Genomic DNA, 16,235 nt, shown 5'->3' with positions numbered 1-16,235 from the left:
TCACCTTTGGTCGCACATGCTGCCTTCCGCAAAGGTAGCCGGGTCGCAAAAAATGCCAAGCCACAAAGCGGTTATGATCCATTAAACGCAGAACCAGTCTACTTCCGTCGCAGGTGTTCGTCCAATCTGGGCATTATTTCAACGAAATTGCAGGGCCGGTGGCGATAATCGAACTGCTTCTCCAGAATCGCATCCCAAGCGTCTTTGCAGGCACCCGGGCTGCCCGGCAACGCGAACAGATAGGTTCCGCCTGCAACTCCGCCTGTGGCGCGTGACTGCACGGCAGAAGTACCTATCTTTTCCATGGACACGATGGTGAAAACGGTGCCAAACGCTTCGATCTCTTTTTCATAAACATCCCGATGTGCCTCGACTGTCACATCGCGACCCGTCAGACCTGTGCCGCCGGTCGAGATCACGACGTCGATTTCAGGATCCGCAATCCAACTGCGCAATTGCTCGGCAATCTGGGCGCGTTCGTCCTGAATGATCTTGCGGTCCGCCACTGAATGTCCAGCCGTTTCGATCCGGTCGACAAGCGTCTGGCCCGAGCGGTCGTCATCCAGTGAGCGTGTATCCGACACGGTCAGAACCGCAATACGGACGGGGATGAACTCAATGCTTTCGTCAATGCGCGACATATGTCGTCAAGCCCTTTCCATAATGGCAAGCCGGATGGCAAGAGCCGCGAATATCCCGCCCGTGACCAATCCAATGATACGTGAAGCGCGTGGGTTTGAGATCAAAATGCGTCCTGCTCCGCCCGCAAAGATACCGACCATCCCATTCACTAGAATGCTGCCCAAAGTAATGATTGCACCAAAGGTTAGGAATTGCAGCAGAACCGGGCCGTTTGCTGGGTCCACGAACTGAGGGATAAAGGCCAAAACAAACAGAATGACCTTGGGATTGGTCAGGTTCACCAGCAACCCCTCGCGAAACGCGAAATGAGCAGGCTTGACTGCTGCATCGTCCGACACTGCCCCTTTCCGGATTGCGCCCCATGCAAGAACTAACAGATAAGCAACGCCCATCCACCGGATAACGTCAAACAGCCAAGGCACGGCTGATACCAACGCCCCAAGTCCAAGCCCCGCCAGCAAAACTTGCACCATCAAACCCGTCGAAACACCGAGGCTGGCCATCATCGCTGGGCGTGACCCGGACCGTAACCCTTGCCCGAAACAGAACATCATGTCAGCGCCGGGTGTGAAATTCAGCACCAGTGCGGCTGGGACGAAGGCCATCAATGTAACTGTCTCGATCACGTTGTTACCTCGAACCAATGTGATTTTGGGCCCAGATTGGCGATCTGAGACCGCCCGAGCATGCCGCGGTATCCCCAACTGTCGTGGATATGACCGCAAAAGACAAAATCGGGTTGGATGCGTTCAACCGCGTCCCGAACTGCGGTCGAGCCGACCGACACATCTTGCGATGTCACATCCCCATATCCTTTTGGCGGAGAGTGCGCGATCAGAACATCCGCAGCCTCGCACCGGTCCAGCAGTTCCGATGCTTCAGCTTCAGTAAGATCGCAGGACCAGTCTCCGATAGGCGTCACCGGCACACCGTAACCCAGCCCGAACAGGCGCAGACCATCCAATGTCATGCCCGTCCCGTGCAGAACATGCGCGCCTTCGGGCGCAGCGGCTGTCAGTTCCTCGGCGCTCTCAGCGTTGCCCGGCACCAGGATCAGCGGCGCTGCAATGCCCGACAGCATCTGCATCGCTTCATTCAGGCCCCGCCGCGCATTGCAAAAATCCCCCGCTCCGATGACAAGATCAGCCTCGGCGCTGGCGACCACCAGATCAGCGGCCCGGTTGCGCGCCATATGAAGATCGGAAAACGCCAGAACTCTCATCCCGCGCCTCTCAGCCGTGCTTGCAAATCCAGCAGATCGGCCCAGGCCTGTCGCTTCATCTGCGGTTGACGCAGCAGGTAGGCCGGGTGGAACATCGGGATGACCGGCAGGTTCAGCGCCTGATCCCATTTCCCGCGCAGCCGCGTGATACCGCGTTTGCCCAGCAGGGCCTGACAGCTGATATTGCCCATCACTACCAGCACCTCGGGCTTGGCCAACGCCACATGCCGTTCCAGAAACGGCTTCATCATGCCAATCTCTTCCGGCTTGGGATCGCGATTCTGCGGGGGCCGCCACGGCAACACGTTGGTAATGTAGACATTCTCGCGCCGATCCAGATCAATCGCGGCCAGCATCCGGTCCAGCAATTGCCCAGCGCGCCCGACAAAGGGCTTACCTTCGCGATCCTCATCACGGCCGGGCGCTTCGCCGATGATCATTACCCGTGCACCGGGGGTGCCATCGGCAAACACCAACTGCCGCGCGCCGCGTTTGAGGTCGCAAAAATCAAACGCCTCCATCGCCGCACGCAAATCGACGAGCGATGCAGCGGTTTTCGCCGCCTGTTTTGCAACAGCTGCGGCATCGACCGGCTCTGGTTTTTTCGCAGGTTCAACCGCAGCTGGTTTCTTAGCCTTGGCCGCTTTGTCCGGCAACGCATAGCGATCTACCGGCGCGTCGCCGATCGCCTCGGTTGCGCCCAGCTCGATCTGCCATTCCAGCAGCGCCCGCGCGGTATGATGGTCCAAGCCCGATTCCATAACCCTCAATCTAACCAGCTTTTGACCGAGGGAAAGCGAATAGACCTTGCCATGGCACAGGGTCGCACCGACCATGGCAGGGTCATGCTGTCATTTCTGCGATTCCTTCTGATTGCTCTATTGCTGGCAACCTCTGGCGGTTCGGCGAGTGCGCAGCTGTTTGATCGGAATACACAATGCCGCGCCGGACAGTTGCAATGCGGGCGCGGTTGTTGCCCCGCAGGCCAGCGCTGCAGCTTTGATGGCCGCTGTATCCCGCCGGGACACACCTATTGTGGAGGTGGGCGCACCTGCGGCCCGTTCGAGCGCTGCGTGGCAGGAGGAACCCGTTGCGCCCCGGCGGGGGCGAACAAGTGCACCTCGCGCCTGGATTGCCCCGGTGGCAGCTTCTGCAACGGGCGCGGGGAATGCGAGCGCAGCCGACCGGATTTGGTCCCAGCTCCACCCACAACCTGCGCAGATGGTAGGAGTTGCGGAGCCGGTTCATCCTGCTTGCCGGGCGGCGGATGTTCGCGCCCCGGCTGGTTTCTGTGTGAAGAAACCGGTTCGCAATGCCGACCCGGATTTAAATGCTCGGCTTATCAGGGCTGTGTTCCGATCAAGGCCATTGATTGTGGCTATGGCAAGTGGTGCAAACCAGGGGAACAATGCCTGCCCGAAGGTGGATGCGAGAAACTGCCCGAAGGGTCGGAACCTTAGGTTGCCTTGGCCTGCATGGCTTCCTATAAGCGGTCCGATTGTCAGACAGGAGCCCGCCCATGCGTTTCGCCCATCGTCACCTTCTTGGCATCGAGCATCTGTCGCAATCCGATATCACCGCTATCCTTGATCTGGCCGAAACCTATGTCGATCTGAACCGGCAATCGGCTAAGCATTCGGACGTGCTGTCGGGCCTGACTCAAATCAACATGTTCTTTGAAAACTCGACCCGCACGCAGGCCAGTTTTGAACTGGCGGGCAAGCGGTTGGGGGCTGATGTGATGAACATGGCGATGCAGGCCAGTTCGATCAAAAAGGGCGAGACTCTGATTGATACGGCTATGACGCTGAACGCGATGCATCCCGATCTGCTGGTGGTACGGCATCCTCATTCTGGCGCGGTCGACCTGCTGGCGCAGAAGGTAAACTGCGCCGTTTTGAACGCAGGTGACGGGCGGCACGAACACCCGACGCAAGCGCTGCTGGACGCGCTGACCATCCGCCGTGCCAAAGGCCGCCTACACCGGCTGAACATCGCGATTTGCGGAGACGTGGCGCATTCGCGCGTGGCGCGTTCGAACCTGATCCTGCTGGGCAAGATGGAAAACCGCATCCGTCTGATCGGCCCGCCGACGCTGGTGCCGTCGCAATTCGCGGAATTCGGGGCCGAGATCTATGATGATATAAATGAGGGTCTGAAAGACGTCGACGTTGTGATGATGCTGCGCCTTCAGAAGGAACGGATGGACGGCGGCTTTATCCCCTCGGAACGCGAATATTATCACCGCTACGGTCTGAACGCTGAAAAGCTGGCGCTGGCCAAGCCAGACGCCATCGTGATGCACCCCGGTCCAATGAACCGCGGGGTCGAGATCGACGGCACTCTGGCCGATGACATCAACCGATCCGTCATTCAGGAACAGGTCGAGATGGGCGTTGCCGTCCGCATGGCCGCCATGGACCTGCTGGCGCGCAACGTGCGAGAAGCCGCATGAACGATCTGATCATCGCCCCCCATGAGCGCGGTGTGATCCGCCTGTTCTCGCTGGACATGCGCCCGGAAGAAGCGAAATTCCTGCGCGAACCGGGGGCTGTTGATCAGGTGTTGGGTGTCGAGGGGCTGGATCCAGAACAGATCGACATTTTTCCGGTATCCGACCTCGAAGATCTCGGGCTTTATGGCTATCTCAGCGAAGGCTGCGGTGTCTCGGAAGACCAGTTGGACCGCACGAAATTGGAGGCCATCGAAGGCTGGGTGATGGTCCTGCGCAGTGCGGCGCTGGGTGGTCGATCTGCAACCCTTTCCCTCGATCCCCGCCTGCATCTGATTGGCCTGTTCACCGAAGAGGCTACCAACTGGTCCGGCGGCACGATTGAGACCGAAAGCGCAAAACCGTTCTCGGCCGCGCAAAGCCCGCCAGTGGATAATAAACCAAGCCGCATCGGTTCAGCCGTCATTGCCTTGCTGATTCTGATCGCCGTCGGAGGTGCCTTGTGGCTGATCCTGTGACCTTCTCCTCAGACAAGGGCGCTTATGTCCGCACCAACGCATGGCTCGCCGCCTTTGCAATGGCGGCCGCAATGGTCGTGCTATGGTTGATCGGCAATCCTTACGTCTGGACCGGCGCACCCGCAGGGTTGGCCGCCATCACCATCCGCGCTTGGTATTTGGCTTCGGAAGAACTGGTCGCCAAGTGGGAAATGACGGGCACCACTCTCACTGGTCCTGGTCCGCGCAAGGTGGCGCTGAACCAAATTCAGGCGGTCAATACCATTGGCAGCTTTGTCCAGATCTTCACAAAAGGCGGCGACAAGCACCTGATCAAATATCAGGCGGACCCCGCCGCCACCAAAGCTGCAATCGAAAGGGCCATGGCATGAGCAATCTGATTTTTACTAACGCTCGCCTGATCGACCCCGAAGCTGGCACAGATAGCATCGGCTGGCTGCAGATTGCCGATGGTCGGATCGCAGCGCTTGGTGAAGGCACGGCCCCAGACGCTGACACGCAGGTGGTCGATTGCGGTGGGCAGTGCCTCGCCCCCGGCATTGTCGACATTGGCGTCAAGGTCTGTGAGCCCGGTGAGCGGCACAAAGAAAGCTATAAATCCGCAGGTCTGGCTGCGGCTGCAGGGGGTGTGACAACCATCGTCACCCGTCCCGATACTCTGCCTGCCGTCGACACACCCGAGACGCTGGAGTTCGCCACCCGCCGCGCGCAAGCGGACGCTCCGGTCAACGTTTTGCCAATGGCCGCCCTGACCAAAGAACGCGAAGGGCGTGAGATGACCGAGATCGGGTTCCTGCAAGACGCAGGGGCCGTGGCGTTTACCGATTGCGATCATGTCGTGACCAATACCAAGGTCTTCTCACGCGCGCTGACCTACGCCAAATCCTGCAGCGCTCTTGTGATTGCCCACCCGCAGGAGCCGGGCCTGAGCAGCGGTGCCGCGGCTACCAGCGGCAAATTCGCCGCACTGCGAGGCTTGCCTGCCGTATCGCCTATGGCCGAGCGTATGGGGTTGGACCGCGACATCGCCCTGCTTGAAATGACCGGGGCCGCCTATCACGCCGATCAGATCACCACGGCCCGCGCCCTGCCTGCACTGGAGCGCGCCAAGCGCAACGGGCTGGACATCACAGCAGGCACCTCGATCCACCATCTGACGTTGAACGAATTGGACGTGTCCGATTATCGCACCTTCTTCAAGATTAAGCCTCCACTGCGATCCGAAAATGACCGGCAAGCCGTGATCGAAGCGGTGCGAACCGGTCTGATCGATACGATCAGCTCCATGCACACGCCGCAGGATGAGGAAAGCAAGCGACTGCCGTTTGAAGAGGCAGCCTCGGGCGCGGTGGCGCTGGAAACACTGCTGCCTGCTGCGCTTCGGCTATATCATTCCGAACAGCTGGACTTGCCGACCCTGTTCCGCGCCATGGCCCTCAATCCGGCCAAACGGCTGGGGTTGGAGAGCGGTCGCCTGGCCCTAGGCGCGCCTGCCGATCTGGTGCAGTTCGACCCGGATGTTCCCTTTGTTCTGGACCGATTTACGCTGAAATCGAAATCGCAGAACACACCGTTTGACGGTCAGCGGATGCAGGGTAAGGTCACCGCAACCTTTGTCGCTGGACAAGAAGTGTACCGGAGAGCCTGATGCCCCTGATCGACAGCACAATGATTCAGCTCATACTGTGGGCCGCGTTGGGATACCTGCTTGGGTCCATACCCTTTGGCATGATCGTCGCGCGCGTGATGGGTCTGGGAAATCTGCGGCAAATCGGGTCGGGCAATATCGGCGCAACCAACGTCCTGCGAACCGGCAATAAGGCAGCGGCAGCGCTGACATTGCTGTTTGATGCAGCCAAGGGTGCCGTTGCTGTTCTGCTGGCACGCGCTTTGGCTGGTGAAGATGCCGCGCAGATCGCCGCATTGGCCGCGTTCCTCGGGCATTGCTTTCCGGTCTGGTTGGGTTTCAAAGGCGGCAAAGGCGTTGCGACCTTTCTGGGCCTTTGGCTGGCACTTGACTGGCGCGTGGGTGTCGCCTGCTGTTTGACATGGCTGGTCGCGGCGCTGATCTGGCGTATTTCGTCCGTTGGTGCGCTGGCCGCCGCCGCCCTATCCACCACTTGGATCATGGTGCTGACAGATGGCAGTACTTTCATTCTTGGAATTGCTCTGACCCTACTGCTTTACTGGCGGCACAGCGCCAACCTTGCGCGGATCAAGGCAGGGACAGAGCCGAGAATCGGTAAATCGTGACCGCGCCCAGCGCGTTGCTGAAAGCGTTCCATGATCTGCCTGTCGGCACGTTCACCGGAACGGCTGGCCCACATAGATATGTGGTTTCACATCAAATCATGGCCTGCGGGAAATCTCACAAACTGGTGGCTCACCAATTGTGCGGGCCGGATTACATCAGCCTGAACCTTTATCTCACACAGAAAAGCGGCGCATTGCTTCGCCTCTGCGAAATGCCTGCGGAAAAGGTGGTCGATTTTGTCCTGGCGCTGGTGCCTAACGTGCAGGAATGAACAACCGGTCTTTGTGATTGCACAATCACAATTGATTGCTTTGAACGTGATCGGGCCATTCCCCAACTGGGATTTTGTGACGGCCAATTACAGGCGTCGCGACAATCAAATCCGGTTCGCCCGGGCAAAATTACAGTGCTCTTCAGCGAGCCTATTCACGAAAGGTGAAGTCATGAACACGTTCAAATCCATCATCAGCGGAGTCGCGCTGTCTGTTGCGATCGCAAGCTCAGCAATGGCGGCTGGCGTCGAAATCAACGCAAGCTCGACCGGATTGGCAATGCAGGGCTATGACCCGGTCGCCTATTTCACCGTTGGCGAAGCAACCAAGGGTGATTACAAAATCACCACGCTGCACAACGACGCCCTGTACCGTTTTGCAACAGAAGAGAACAAAGCCGCTTTTGAGGCGAACCCAGAGGCCTATCTGCCTGCCTACGGCGGCTACTGCGCATTTGGCACCGCAATGGGCTTCAAGTTCGATGGTGACCCGAACTACTGGAAAATCGTCGACAACAAGCTGTATCTGAACCTGTCACAAGACATTCAGGAGCGTTGGGAAGGCGACATTCCGGGCTTTGTTGAGAAAGCCAGCGCGAACTGGGAAGACATCGCCGACAAAGACCCGGCTGAACTACAGCAATAATTCGCTGACAAGACCTTTGTGCATCGGCGGCAGATCGTATCTGCCGCCGATCTTCGTTTGAAGGCATCATGTTTCACCCTATCTAGCATATGAGAAAAGAGCCCAACCTGAGTGGGCCCACGCCGGGGCACCGGCCAGAATAAAGTTGTTCGGGACAGTCAAAACATCACTGATCCGGCCTAAGGGCCGGAACGTAGATTCAATCATAACGCTGCCATTAGATTTGATTGGCAGCAGGTTTCGAGCGAAAGGAATGAGACGATGACAGGAAGATTGGCACTGATCACCTCGGTCGCCGTATTGGCTGCGGGATCCGCCATGGCGCAATCCTCAGGCAACTGGACTGGATTCTACGGCGGTGCGCAGTTTGGTTATGCGGACATCGACACAAACGTATCAGGCGTCGACGGCGATGGTGCGATCGGCGGTATCATCCTTGGATATGATTACGATCTGGGCGATTGGGTCGTCGGAGGTGGCTTCGACTATGACTGGAGCGACGTAGACCTTTCCGGCGCTGCCACGGTCGAGAATGTCTGGCGGCTCAAAGCGCGCGCGGGCTACAAGGTGAACCCGCAGGGCCTGCTTTATGGCACCGCCGGTTATGCCGATGCGGATACCGATAATCTGGGCAGTGACGATGGCTGGTTCATCGGCGCAGGCTATGAGCAGATCGTAGCCCCCAATATCAGCGTTGGAGGCGAGATTCTGTATCATGAGTTCGACGACTTCAACTCATCGGGCGTCGATGTTGACGCAACTACAGTTCAACTGCGTGTAGCATATCGGTTTTGATGAGAAAGTAGGGCCCGGCTATTTGCGCCGGGCCCGTGCCGCTAGGGCACCAAGACTGTGCTGCCGGTGGTTTGTCGTGCTTCCAAAGCACGATGCGCATCAGCAACTTGATCCAACGGAAACTCCTGATCGACATGGATCTTGATCTCGCGCCCGTCCACTTTGCCAAACAAGCGTCGCGCCATCGCCTGACAGGTGGCGTGATCCGAGATATGCGTGAACAAGGTTGGCCGCGTCACCTTCAGAGATCCCCGCTGCGCAAGCATTCCCAGATCGACAGGCGGCACTGGCCCCGAAGCGTTTCCGAATGAGATCATCATGCCCAAGGGTTTCAGGCAATCTAGCGATCCCTCAAACGTGTCCGCACCAATGGAGTCCATCACCACATCAACCCCTTTGCCTCCGGTGATCTCGGCGACACGCTCGACAAAATTCTCGGTCCGGTAGTTGATGCAATGTGACGCGCCATTGAATTGCGCCAGGCTGCATTTCTCATCCGTTCCCGCTGTCCCGATCAGTTTGATGCCTTCGGATTTCGCCCATTGGCAGGCGATCAGTCCCACACCTCCGGCAGCCGCGTGGAACAACACGGTATCTCCGCGCCTCAGCGGCGTTGTTCGGTGAAACAAGTATTCGACCGTCATGCCCTTTAGCATCATGGCCGCTGCGGTGCGGAACGAGATACTCTCGGGCAGCGGACAAACCTGTGCTGCAGGCATCACGCGCGCTTCGGAATATGCTCCCGATGGGCCTGCGGCATAGGCCGCGCGTTGGCCGGGGGCAAGATGCGTAACGCCTTCGCCTACCGCCTCAACGACTCCGGCCGCTTCCATTCCCAACGCATGAGGCAACTCCAGCGGATAAAGGCCGGTACGCTGGTACACATCGATGAAATTCAATCCGCAGGCATGATGGCGAATGCGCACCTCACCCGGGCCGGGATCGCCAAGCGGGCGATCCTCAATCCGAAGAACCTCGGGGCCGCCGGATTCGTGTATGACGACTGTGCGTGCTGTCTGCTGCATGAATGCCTCCCTTGCCTGTGGAAACAAAGCTAACACGCCTGTGCGGCAGAGCAATCCTTCCGGCTCTGCAAGGGTGATCAGGCAAAATTTCGCAATATGTGCTATAATGCAACGAGACGTTGTAATTGGGCAGACGTTGCCGGCTGATCCGGTCACGCGAATTGCCACGCCGGATGCATCCCGCGGCGCACCCACGCCAGAAAAGGGGATGAACATGGACAAGACAATCGGTAACCCAATCACCTGGGTCGCCCGAAATCTGCGGGCAACCAGCGATCATGTCACTGAATCCGTGACCGAGATCGGCAGCGCGGATGTTCAGGCTCTGCCGACGGTGCATACGCTGACCCTGCAGGATCTGCGCGAATGCCTGAAAGCTGGATATAACGATTTTCTCGAAACCCGGGCCGATGCGATCTTTGTCGTTCTGATCTATCCAATCGCAGGTCTGCTGATGTTCGGTATTGGGCTCAACAAAGACATGGTGCCCCTGCTGGCCCCGCTTGTCATGGGTTTTGCCCTGATCGGGCCGGTCGCCGCCGTCGGGCTTTATGAGATCAGTCGCAAGAGGGAACAGGGCGGAGACGTTCATTGGCTGGACGCGTTCGGCGTATTCCGTTCGCCTTCCTTCGGAGCCATACTGGCATTGGGCTTCTATCTGGTCATGCTATTGATGATCTGGCTGATGGTCGCGCAAGGCATCTACGCGCAAACCCTAGGGCCAGAACCTCCGGCCTCGGCCATGGCATTCGTGACAGAAGTGTTCACCACCGGAGCAGGCTGGAGCATGATCATCATCGGCACCGCCACCGGTTTCCTGTTTGCACTGGTCGCATTGGCGCTAAGCGTGGTCAGCTTTCCGCTGTTGCTGGATCGCAAAGTGGGCGTTCCCGTGGCCGTCGTAACCTCGGTCCGGGTCTTGCGTCAGAACCCGGGTGTGATCTTAACCTGGGGGGCCATCGTGGCCGCGATGTTGGTACTGGGCGCGATCCCGATGTTGCTGGGGCTGATCGTCGTCATGCCCGTTCTAGGCCACGCCACATGGCACCTGTATCGCCGGGCGGTCGCCTGACTACATGGCAGCAGCTTAACCAGAGACCTTCAGAACGATCTTGCCAATGTGGCCCGATGCTTCCATCCGCGCATGTGCAACGGCGGCATCAGAAAGATCGAATTCTGAATCCATCACCGGTGCGACCTTCCCGGCCTCAAGCAATGGCCACACGGCTTCACGCAAGTCTTGCGCGATGCGCGCCTTGGCCAAATCGCTTTGTGGGCGCAAGGTGCTGCCAGTCAGGGTGAGGCGTTTCACCATCATCAGCGCAAAATTCAGTTCGACTACCGGACCTTGCAGGAAAGCGATCTGAACCAGCCGCCCGTCTTCCGCCAAAGCCTTGATGTTGCGCGGGATATAATCACCACCGACCATGTCCAGGATCAGGTTCGCCCCGCCCTCGGCGCGCATCGCAGCCACGAAATCTTCGTCGCGATAGTTGATCGCCTTTTCGGCACCTAGCTTGATACAAGCCTCACATTTCTCAGCCGACCCGGCGGTTGCAAAGACGCGGGCGCCAAACGCATTGGCCAGCTGAATGGCCGTCGTGCCGATCCCGCTGGAACCGCCATGGACCAGAAACCGCTCCCCCGGCTTCAAGCCGCCACGGGTGAAGACATTGGACCAAACAGTAAAGAAGGTTTCGGGCAGGCAGGCAGCTTCTTTCAAACCCATACCCGCAGGCACAGGCAGGCAATGGGCGGCGGGCGTTGCGACATATTCAGCATAACCGCCGCCGGGCAACAGGGCGCAAACCTGATCGCCAACAACCAGACCTTCGACACCCGAGCCGATGGCGACGACCTCGCCCGAGGCCTCTAGCCCCGGCAAATCGCTTGCACCGGGAGGTGGATCATACGCCCCCGCCCGCTGCAGCGCATCAGGACGGTTCACCCCGGCGTACGCGACTTTCAGAACCACTTGACCCTCTGCCGGTTCCGGCATCGGGCGTTCCGTCAGTTGCAGAACGTCCGGGCCACCAGCTTCGGTGATCTCGACAGCGCGCATTGTCTGGGTCATGGGCATATCTCCTTTGCCCAATGCCTAGCAGGCGAAAACGCAGAGGCCCAGCGGCAAGTGGAAACGCTGCGACTATTTTCCCGATGACAGCGAACCGGGCAGGTTGTTGGACAACTTCGTCGGAGCCTTCACCTGACCCGCAAGCCAGTTGGGGACGGCCAGAAACGGTTTCAGCAGCGGGTTGCCATTCACCTGCGCCTTGAACTTTTCAAACTGCATTACGCCCTCGATCCGCCGATCCAGGAATTCCCATGTCGCCTGATAATCCGGGCTGTCATCACCCAGCCAATACAACAGTGTCGAAGAATAGACGCCCGACAGAGTGGCACGTTTGGTGTACCAGTTCACGTCGTCCGAAGTATCGCCAAGCGCTATCCAGATCTGGTCACAGGTGCCCCAGACCGCCTTGGCCCCATCCGCGGCATGGATCGGCAACGCGAACAAAGTCATACCTCGGCGCACTGCTTCTTTGTCTTCGACCGCCTGCAGGCGGAAACGGACGGCAGCGGCGATCTTTTCACGGAATTTCAGCCCGCTCAGGTCTTCGGATTTCAACCGCTCCAACATCGCGGCATCCCCGCGCGCATGAAAGGCCAGTGCCAGATCGACGGCACCACGCGGACAGATCGCTCGGGCCAGCGCGGGCTCCAGATCGCAATCGCTGATGGCCGCACGAAAGCTGGTTTCCGACCAGCCGTCGAACGGCACATGGTTCAGAATCGCATCGAGAAGCTGCTCTTTGGTGTCTTCATAGGTTGCTGTCATGTCGGGTCTCCGAGGCTGCGGGTCCAGTACTAGACAAGTTAGGCGTGCTTTGCTATACGGCCACTTCCTGCAATTTCCTTGCAACTCTATCTAGAAAGGTGGTGACAACCACATGCAGGTTAGTGTTCGCGACAATAACGTCGATCAGGCGCTTCGTGCCCTGAAGAAAAAGCTGCAGCGCGAAGGCGTGTTCCGTGAAATGAAGCTGAAGCAACATTTCGAGAAACCGTCCGAGAAAAAAGCGCGCGAGAAAGCTGAAGCGATCCGCCGTGCCCGTAAACTGGCACGCAAGAAAGCACAGCGCGAAGGTTTGCTCTAAGAGCTTCCTGCGACTCGTCCAGCTTTGGATGACACTATTTGACGACCCCTGAGGCCCTGCCCGGGGGTTTGTCGTTTTTAGGGCGGATGATCCCGCCAATTCCCGGCTTTACCCTCGCGGCAACCTGCCGATTTTGATGCAATCGCCGCAGTCGGCATTTTACAGCGCAGCGAATCGCCGTTCGGTTGCATTCTGCCGCCGAAAAACGCCCATCGCCGTACCCGCCCTATTCAGCGTTCTTTGATCGTCTGTAAGTGAGGCCGTCCACTCAGACATAACCAAAAACGGAGGCACTGATGTCGACAGCAAGTACGGTCGAGCGCGAAATGCTCGCGCTGATCAACCAAGAGCGCACATCCCGCGGTCTTGATCCCCTGGAACTTGAACGCAACCTGAACGAATCTTCCGAGGACCACAGCAGCTGGATGTTGGATACCGACCGGTTCAGCCACACCGGTCAGGGTGGTTCATCCGCGACCCAACGGATGCAAGCCGCAGGGTTCGACCTGTCCGGGAGCTGGCGCACCGGAGAAAACATCGCCTGGCAATCCGAGCGTGGCGCACCCGGTATCAGCGATGATATCGCCCAGTTGCACCAGAACCTGATGAATAGCCCCGGCCACCGCGCCAACATTCTGAACCCCGATTTCAAATATATCGGCATCGGGATCGAAGAAGGCGACATGCAGGGGTACGACGCTGTCATGGTGACGCAGAACTTTGCGGCGACTCAGGGCGATGTCGATCTTGATAACGGCGGCACCACCCCGCCAGTGACGCCTCCGGTTGAAGAAGTTGTGGAGCCAGAGGAGGAAGAGGTTACCACCCCGACCGAACCAGAAGTGCCGGAAACCGATGTGACCGAGACTGAGGAACCAGTTGACGAAACACCGGTAGCGGAAGTTCCCGATGCCGAAGAACCGGCAGAGGAGACCCCGGAGGAAGACGTCACCGAAGAACCATCGGACGAAACACCCGACACCGATGTGACGGAAACCGAGCAACCGGCAGACGAAACGCCAGAAACTGACGTTACCGAGACCGAGGACCCGGTTGAGGAGACTCCGGAAACAGACGTGACCGAAACTGAAGAGCCGGAAACGCCTGATACCGATGTGACTGAAGTTGAAGACCCGGAATCCGATGTGCCGGATACTGACGTCGTCGAGGTCGAGGAACCCGAAACTCCGGAGACCGACGTCACCGAGGTCGAAGAACCCGAGCCAGAAACACCTGAAGTTGTCGTTGACAATGGTGCACCGGGCGCGGACTGCTTTGACGTTCAGGCCTTCCTTGCCGGGATCGAAGCGTTTGTTAATGCGCTGCAAGCCCAATTTGACCAGTTCGAATGGTCTCCGGTGCAGCAGGCTGACACGACCCCGGAGATGGATGATTTCGATCTGGTGTTCGACACCGACTTCGCTGACGACATGATCGAAACCGTTGAAGCCACAGTCGAAGACATGAATGACGACATGTGCGGCGTGTTTGTTTTCGAAACGAACTGCGGATTTGATTGGGGTTAATCAAACCGTTCAGGTGCGGGGATCCTTTTCCCGCACCACTTTCCTGCCAAATCAATATATCTTAGGCACGTGTAGCTCATCCGGCAAAATGCGCCGTTCGTATTCGGGGTTATAGCGCCGATCCGGCAGATTGACCTTTTCCTGCGGCACATCCTCATAGGGGATCTTGGTCAGCAGGTGCTCGATACAATTGAGCCGTTCGCGTTTCTTGTCGTTGCCTTCAACAATATACCAAGGCGCCTCGGATATGTTGGTGCGAAAGAACATATCCTCTTTGGCCTTGGTGTATGCCTCCCACCGGATGCGGGATTCCAGATCCATCGGTGACAGTTTCCACTGCTTCATCGGATCGTGAATACGCATCAGGAATCGCAATTGCTGTTCTTCGTCTGTAATCGAGAACCAGTATTTCAGCAGGATAATCCCCGACCGCACCAGCATCCGTTCGAATTCAGGAACGTCCTGAAAGAACTGTTCGACCTGATCCTCGTTGGCAAATCCCATCACGCGTTCAACACCAGCGCGGTTGTACCAGGACCGATCGAAGAACACGATCTCACCGGCCGCAGGCAAATGGGGCACGTAGCGCTGAAAATACCACTGGCTTTGTTCGCGTCGGCTGGGTGCAGGCAAGGCGACCACACGCGCTACACGAGGGTTCAAACGCTGCGTGATCCGCTTGATCACGCCCCCTTTACCGGCGCTGTCGCGCCCTTCAAATAGAATACAGACCTTGGCCCCTGTATGGACCACCCAATCCTGAACTTTGATAAGTTCAGCCTGCAGCCGCAAAAGGTTGCGAAAATAGACCTTGCGATCCAGCATGTCAGGATGCTGGTCCTTGTAAATCTTGCGCACTTCCATCGAAAGCATGGGTTCGCTGAATTCGATCTCGAAATCTTCGTCCAGCGTGTCTTCCAGTTCAGCTTCCAGCCAATCTTTCGGCGTGCTGTTGTTTTCGTAAGCCAAGGTCTGCTCCTTATCGTTCATCGGGTTCGGACCGTACACGGCCAGTGTAACCACGGAGTGTCAGCGCAAAGTGCCGAGGTCGTACATAAGGTCGGAAACATGGATTTTGGCCCGACCGCACGACAGATACAAGCGGCAGAATTGACGCAAGGCTAACCCCCAATAGTTGGTTTCAGACAGGCAAAGCCGTGGTTTTGAACACCGTGCGCAAAGCAAATGAGCTTTGCATCTGCGCCACCCCAGGCAAGCGAGACAGGTATTGCCGATGAATGCGAGCAAAATCCTCGGTATTTTCTGCGACGACCTTCAGAATGTAGTCCGCCGTGCCCGCCATCAAATGGCATTCCAGCACATCCGGAATCCGTGCTACGGCTTTTTCAAACGCCTCCAGCACTTCTTCCGCCTGACCCTGCAACGTGATCTCGACAAACACGGTGGTTGGAACGTTCAACTTCCGTGCGTCCAACAGGGCGACGTAGTCCTTGATATAACCCTCAGCCTCAAGTCGCTGCACGCGCCGGTGGCAGGCCGAAGGGGATAGATTCACCTGTTCGGACAATTCCGAATTTGACATCCGCCCTTTGCGCTGCAGGGCAGCCAGAATCTTCCTATCTGTTGCGTCAATCGTCATTTGCGCACATCCATTGCGTCAAGTTGTCTATATGCTGAATATTTTCCCGCAGATTGTGTGTTTAGCAAGTGGGGTTTCACAAAAATTGCGCCAATTTATGCCCATAATTTAGGCAGTTTATGAATG

At 57.8% G+C, this 16,235-nt stretch carries 20 protein-coding genes; 11 read left to right on the top strand and 9 right to left on the bottom strand.

Annotation, left to right across the window (positions count from 1 at the left end):
• Positions 1-98: 98 nt before the first annotated feature.
• From moaB to ACR0MP_RS07560, 4 genes are read right to left on the bottom strand one after another with little or no spacing between them, the layout of a single operon-like run.
• The gene (gene moaB, locus ACR0MP_RS07575; protein ID WP_170408382.1) at positions 99-641 is read right to left on the bottom strand and encodes a molybdenum cofactor biosynthesis protein B; all 543 of its coding nucleotides are present in this window, start codon (positions 639-641) and stop codon (positions 99-101) included.
• Between the two features lie 6 nt (positions 642-647).
• Positions 648-1,268 carry a LysE family translocator gene (locus tag ACR0MP_RS07570; RefSeq protein WP_480571424.1) on the bottom strand — a complete coding sequence of 207 codons (621 nt, stop codon included), beginning with the start codon at positions 1,266-1,268 and terminating at the stop codon, positions 648-650.
• Positions 1,265-1,864 carry a metallophosphoesterase family protein gene (locus tag ACR0MP_RS07565; RefSeq protein ID WP_480886287.1) on the bottom strand — a complete coding sequence of 200 codons (600 nt, stop codon included), beginning with the start codon at positions 1,862-1,864 and terminating at the stop codon, positions 1,265-1,267. Before ACR0MP_RS07565 ends, ACR0MP_RS07570 begins: the two co-directional genes overlap by 4 nt.
• Positions 1,861-2,625 (bottom strand): uracil-DNA glycosylase, encoded by a 765-nt coding sequence (locus tag ACR0MP_RS07560; protein WP_480886285.1) that lies wholly within the window; start codon positions 2,623-2,625, stop codon positions 1,861-1,863. Before ACR0MP_RS07560 ends, ACR0MP_RS07565 begins: the two co-directional genes overlap by 4 nt.
• Positions 2,626-3,383: 758 nt before the next feature.
• Between ACR0MP_RS07560 and ACR0MP_RS07555 the strand changes: the two genes are divergently transcribed.
• The 8 genes from ACR0MP_RS07555 to ACR0MP_RS07520 all read left to right on the top strand — a co-directional run bounded on the left by ACR0MP_RS07555 (position 3,384) and on the right by ACR0MP_RS07520 (position 8,800).
• The gene (locus tag ACR0MP_RS07555; protein ID WP_170408384.1) at positions 3,384-4,319 is read left to right on the top strand and encodes an aspartate carbamoyltransferase catalytic subunit; all 936 of its coding nucleotides are present in this window, start codon (positions 3,384-3,386) and stop codon (positions 4,317-4,319) included.
• Positions 4,316-4,834: a hypothetical protein gene (locus ACR0MP_RS07550; RefSeq protein ID WP_170408385.1), complete on the top strand. Its 519-nt coding sequence runs from the start codon at positions 4,316-4,318 to the stop codon at positions 4,832-4,834. The genes ACR0MP_RS07555 and ACR0MP_RS07550 overlap by 4 nt, the downstream gene beginning before the upstream one ends.
• A complete protein-coding gene (locus tag ACR0MP_RS07545; protein ID WP_170408386.1) occupies positions 4,819-5,205 on the top strand; it encodes a hypothetical protein in 387 nt (128 codons plus the stop codon). Before ACR0MP_RS07550 ends, ACR0MP_RS07545 begins: the two co-directional genes overlap by 16 nt.
• On the top strand, positions 5,202-6,482 hold the full coding sequence (gene pyrC / locus ACR0MP_RS07540; RefSeq protein ID WP_480886283.1) for a dihydroorotase: 1,281 nt from the start codon (positions 5,202-5,204) through the stop codon (positions 6,480-6,482). The genes ACR0MP_RS07545 and pyrC overlap by 4 nt, the downstream gene beginning before the upstream one ends.
• A complete protein-coding gene (gene plsY, locus ACR0MP_RS07535; RefSeq protein ID WP_480761797.1) occupies positions 6,482-7,087 on the top strand; it encodes a glycerol-3-phosphate 1-O-acyltransferase PlsY in 606 nt (201 codons plus the stop codon). The genes pyrC and plsY overlap by 1 nt, the downstream gene beginning before the upstream one ends.
• A complete protein-coding gene (locus tag ACR0MP_RS07530) occupies positions 7,084-7,359 on the top strand; it encodes a hypothetical protein (RefSeq protein WP_480886281.1) in 276 nt (91 codons plus the stop codon). The genes plsY and ACR0MP_RS07530 overlap by 4 nt, the downstream gene beginning before the upstream one ends.
• Before the next feature lie 172 nt (positions 7,360-7,531).
• Positions 7,532-8,005 carry a YHS domain-containing (seleno)protein gene (locus ACR0MP_RS07525; protein ID WP_480761800.1) on the top strand — a complete coding sequence of 158 codons (474 nt, stop codon included), beginning with the start codon at positions 7,532-7,534 and terminating at the stop codon, positions 8,003-8,005.
• Between the two features lie 261 nt (positions 8,006-8,266).
• The gene (locus ACR0MP_RS07520; RefSeq protein ID WP_170395659.1) at positions 8,267-8,800 is read left to right on the top strand and encodes a porin family protein; all 534 of its coding nucleotides are present in this window, start codon (positions 8,267-8,269) and stop codon (positions 8,798-8,800) included.
• A gap of 41 nt (positions 8,801-8,841) precedes the next feature.
• Here ACR0MP_RS07520 and ACR0MP_RS07515 read toward each other — a convergent pair whose 3' ends face one another.
• Entirely contained in the window at positions 8,842-9,825 is a 984-nt protein-coding gene (locus tag ACR0MP_RS07515) for a quinone oxidoreductase family protein (RefSeq protein ID WP_480886279.1), read from the bottom strand.
• Positions 9,826-10,039: 214 nt separating this feature from the next.
• On the opposite strand from ACR0MP_RS07515, the gene ACR0MP_RS07510 reads away from it, so the two are divergent.
• Positions 10,040-10,897 carry a DUF2189 domain-containing protein gene (locus ACR0MP_RS07510; protein WP_170408392.1) on the top strand — a complete coding sequence of 286 codons (858 nt, stop codon included), beginning with the start codon at positions 10,040-10,042 and terminating at the stop codon, positions 10,895-10,897.
• A 15-nt stretch (positions 10,898-10,912) separates the two neighbouring features.
• On the opposite strand, the gene ACR0MP_RS07505 is transcribed toward ACR0MP_RS07510, so the two are convergent.
• Positions 10,913-11,899, bottom strand: coding sequence for an NAD(P)H-quinone oxidoreductase (locus tag ACR0MP_RS07505; RefSeq protein ID WP_170408393.1), 987 nt, complete (start codon positions 11,897-11,899; stop codon positions 10,913-10,915).
• Positions 11,900-11,971: 72 nt separating this feature from the next.
• The gene (locus ACR0MP_RS07500) at positions 11,972-12,664 is read right to left on the bottom strand and encodes a COQ9 family protein (RefSeq protein WP_170408394.1); all 693 of its coding nucleotides are present in this window, start codon (positions 12,662-12,664) and stop codon (positions 11,972-11,974) included.
• Between the two features lie 112 nt (positions 12,665-12,776).
• On the opposite strand from ACR0MP_RS07500, the gene rpsU reads away from it, so the two are divergent.
• Positions 12,777-12,983: a 30S ribosomal protein S21 gene (gene rpsU / locus ACR0MP_RS07495; protein WP_005614280.1), complete on the top strand. Its 207-nt coding sequence runs from the start codon at positions 12,777-12,779 to the stop codon at positions 12,981-12,983.
• A gap of 296 nt (positions 12,984-13,279) precedes the next feature.
• Positions 13,280-14,509, top strand: coding sequence for a CAP domain-containing protein (locus tag ACR0MP_RS07490; RefSeq protein WP_170736732.1), 1,230 nt, complete (start codon positions 13,280-13,282; stop codon positions 14,507-14,509).
• Between the two features lie 51 nt (positions 14,510-14,560).
• Here ACR0MP_RS07490 and ppk2 read toward each other — a convergent pair whose 3' ends face one another.
• Both ppk2 and ACR0MP_RS07480 read right to left on the bottom strand, forming a co-directional pair.
• Positions 14,561-15,499, bottom strand: coding sequence for a polyphosphate kinase 2 (ppk2, locus tag ACR0MP_RS07485; protein WP_170395648.1), 939 nt, complete (start codon positions 15,497-15,499; stop codon positions 14,561-14,563).
• 151 nt (positions 15,500-15,650) lie between these two features.
• Positions 15,651-16,109, bottom strand: a complete 459-nt coding sequence (locus ACR0MP_RS07480) for an Lrp/AsnC family transcriptional regulator (RefSeq protein WP_170408396.1) — start codon at positions 16,107-16,109, stop codon at positions 15,651-15,653.
• Positions 16,110-16,235 lie beyond the last annotated feature (126 nt).

This window comes from Ruegeria sp. K3 (assembly GCF_056531845.1).
Note: the sequence above shows the minus strand (reverse complement) of the source record. Positions and strands in the feature narration are given on the sequence as shown.

Bases quoted from the DNA above. Each gene is read 5' to 3' on its own strand.
- moaB (WP_170408382.1), bottom strand. From the start codon at position 641: ATGTCGCGCATTGACGAAAGCATTGAGTTCATCCCCGTCCGTATTGCG.
- ACR0MP_RS07565 (WP_480886287.1), bottom strand. From the start codon at position 1,864: ATGAGAGTTCTGGCGTTTTCCGATCTTCATATGGCGCGCAACCGGGCC.
- ACR0MP_RS07560 (WP_480886285.1), bottom strand. From the start codon at position 2,625: ATGGAATCGGGCTTGGACCATCATACCGCGCGGGCGCTGCTGGAATGG.
- ACR0MP_RS07555 (WP_170408384.1), top strand. From the start codon at position 3,384: ATGCGTTTCGCCCATCGTCACCTTCTTGGCATCGAGCATCTGTCGCAA.
- ACR0MP_RS07550 (WP_170408385.1), top strand. From the start codon at position 4,316: ATGAACGATCTGATCATCGCCCCCCATGAGCGCGGTGTGATCCGCCTG.
- pyrC (WP_480886283.1), top strand. From the start codon at position 5,202: ATGAGCAATCTGATTTTTACTAACGCTCGCCTGATCGACCCCGAAGCT.
- plsY (WP_480761797.1), top strand. From the start codon at position 6,482: ATGCCCCTGATCGACAGCACAATGATTCAGCTCATACTGTGGGCCGCG.
- ACR0MP_RS07525 (WP_480761800.1), top strand. From the start codon at position 7,532: ATGAACACGTTCAAATCCATCATCAGCGGAGTCGCGCTGTCTGTTGCG.
- ACR0MP_RS07520 (WP_170395659.1), top strand. From the start codon at position 8,267: ATGACAGGAAGATTGGCACTGATCACCTCGGTCGCCGTATTGGCTGCG.
- ACR0MP_RS07515 (WP_480886279.1), bottom strand. From the start codon at position 9,825: ATGCAGCAGACAGCACGCACAGTCGTCATACACGAATCCGGCGGCCCC.
- ACR0MP_RS07510 (WP_170408392.1), top strand. From the start codon at position 10,040: ATGGACAAGACAATCGGTAACCCAATCACCTGGGTCGCCCGAAATCTG.
- ACR0MP_RS07505 (WP_170408393.1), bottom strand. From the start codon at position 11,899: ATGACCCAGACAATGCGCGCTGTCGAGATCACCGAAGCTGGTGGCCCG.
- ACR0MP_RS07500 (WP_170408394.1), bottom strand. From the start codon at position 12,664: ATGACAGCAACCTATGAAGACACCAAAGAGCAGCTTCTCGATGCGATT.
- rpsU (WP_005614280.1), top strand. From the start codon at position 12,777: ATGCAGGTTAGTGTTCGCGACAATAACGTCGATCAGGCGCTTCGTGCC.
- ACR0MP_RS07490 (WP_170736732.1), top strand. From the start codon at position 13,280: ATGTCGACAGCAAGTACGGTCGAGCGCGAAATGCTCGCGCTGATCAAC.
- ppk2 (WP_170395648.1), bottom strand. From the start codon at position 15,499: ATGAACGATAAGGAGCAGACCTTGGCTTACGAAAACAACAGCACGCCG.
- ACR0MP_RS07480 (WP_170408396.1), bottom strand. From the start codon at position 16,109: ATGACGATTGACGCAACAGATAGGAAGATTCTGGCTGCCCTGCAGCGC.